The organism is Chitinophaga sp. (genome assembly GCF_036566945.1).
Taxonomy (GTDB): domain Bacteria; phylum Bacteroidota; class Bacteroidia; order Chitinophagales; family Chitinophagaceae; genus Chitinophaga.
This window is the reverse complement of record NZ_DATCVJ010000077.1, coordinates 1-1,616: the sequence shown is the minus strand read 5'-3', so window position 1 is coordinate 1,616 and position 1,616 is coordinate 1. Positions and strand designations below refer to the sequence as shown.

At 51.1% G+C, this 1,616-nt stretch carries 2 protein-coding genes; both read left to right on the top strand.

Annotated features, from left to right (window positions below):
• Positions 1–943: glycoside hydrolase family 92 protein (locus VIP81_RS02250; RefSeq protein ID WP_331956853.1), on the top strand; the 943-nt coding region annotated here is incomplete at its 5' end.
• A 189-nt stretch (positions 944–1,132) separates the two neighbouring features.
• Positions 1,133–1,616, top strand: a 484-nt coding sequence (locus VIP81_RS02245; RefSeq protein WP_331956852.1) for a RagB/SusD family nutrient uptake outer membrane protein, incomplete at its 3' end; no start/stop codon positions are given.

Sequence of the window (1,616 nt, the reverse complement as noted above, 5' to 3'; positions counted from 1 at the left end):
GACAGACGCCTGGATCAAAGGTATCCGCGGCTTTGATATCAATAAAGGCTACGCCTTTGCCAAAAACTCCGTGGAGAAATTTGGCAACGGTCCTAAAGGATATTCCACCGGCGGATTAAGTGTGTCGCTCACACTCGAATACGCCTACTTCGACTGGTGCCTCGGTAAACTTGCCGGCGCCTTAGGCAAAAAAGACGACGCCAAAAAATACATCGCCCGTGGCGCCAATTACAAAAATGTATTTGATAGCAGTAAAGGCTGGTTCCGCCCCCGCAACGACGACGGCAGCTGGCAGCCCTGGCCGGAAGATGGCCGCATGCGCCAGGGATACGGCACCGTGGAAAGCAACCCTTATCAGCAAGGCTGGTTTGTACCGCAGGATGTTCCCGGCATGGTAGCCCTCATGGGTGGCAAACAAAAAGTACTGGCCGACCTGACCAACTTCTTCGAAAAAGTACCGGAAAACATGATGTGGAACGATTATTACAACCATGCCAATGAACCGGTACACCATGTACCGTTTTTATTCAACCGCCTCGGCGCGCCCTGGCTCACCCAAAAATGGACCCGCGAAATATGCGCCCGCGCCTACCATAATTCCGTGGAAGGATTAGTAGGGAATGAAGACGTAGGACAGATGTCGGCCTGGTATGTACTCGCCGCCAGCGGCCTGCACCCGGTATGTCCCGGCAGCACGCGCTACGAAATTACCAGTCCCGTGTTCGATCACATTACCATCGCACTCGATCCGGCTTACGCCAAAGGAAAGCAGTTTATCATCAACGCCCGTAACAATTCACCCGTAAACCGCTACATTCAACGTGCATGGCTAAACGGAAAACCTTATCAGCACTGCTATATCAATCATGAAGACATGGCCGCCGGCGGCACCCTCCTACTCGAAATGGGAAGTCAGCCAGCACAAAACTGGGGAATCCAATAAATAATTTAAAAATAATGGCGGTACACCTTTTTTAAGGTGTCATATCATAGGGACGAACAGTAACCGATCAAAAAAAGATTCCGTACCAGGACCACTGTAAGACAAGGCGCTTACAGACAGGCCATGTTATGCCACGTATGTAAATTTTATCACCAAAAGCTGGATGCTTCACGTATTAACGTTATGAAAATGAAATCTACGTTCACTGCTCCTGTATGCCTGTGCATTGGAATACTTACCCTCGCTTCCTGTGGTAAGAAAAACTTCCTGGATCAGACGGAAACGACTAACCTGAACGAGCAAACGGTGTTTGCCGATAGTGCCCGGACCGTCGCTTTCCTCACCAACATTTACATCGACATCGGCTTCGCGGAAGGCGCTACCCGCTTCGGCAACGGCGGTCTCGATGCATCCTGCGATGAGGCCGAACCACAGAAGTCGGCCACCGTCACCACCTCTATTCAGTTTGCCACCGGTACCGTCAACCCTTCTATTATCAGCGGCGATGCCTGGAATACCCCTTACACCAATATCCGCAGGGTAAACCAGTTACTCAAACACCTGCCCGGATCACCCATTCCATCCTACATCCGCAACGTGATGAAGGCAGAAGCACGTTTCCTGCGGGCATGGTACTACGCTGATTTGCTGAAACATTACGGCGGTATTCCAC